The sequence below is a fragment of the Gilliamella sp. Pas-s25 genome, from assembly GCF_009795885.1.
Lineage (GTDB): Bacteria > Pseudomonadota > Gammaproteobacteria > Enterobacterales > Orbaceae > Gilliamella.
Window position 1 is genome coordinate 1 of record NZ_WTEV01000108.1, and the last position, 203, is coordinate 203.

A 203-nucleotide genomic window follows, 5' to 3' on the forward strand; every position below is an offset into this window, starting at 1 on the left:
CCATGATATTCGGCCAGTTTATCTAAATAACGGATAATTCTCCCTGCCGGTAAGCTGACTGCAATATCAATGCCTAGCGCCTCACGATTAAAGTCATCGATGACATTGAATGTCCTAAAGCGACGTTGATTACGGCTACTATCACTCATAAAATCCATTGACCAGCATTCACCTGATTTATTCGGTACTGATAGTCTTTCCGG

Annotated in this window: 1 pseudogene; it reads right to left on the bottom strand. The window is 42.4% G+C overall.

The window, feature by feature from the left end:
* Positions 1–203, bottom strand: a pseudogene (locus GQ593_RS13530) (IS3 family transposase); the annotation flags it as partial.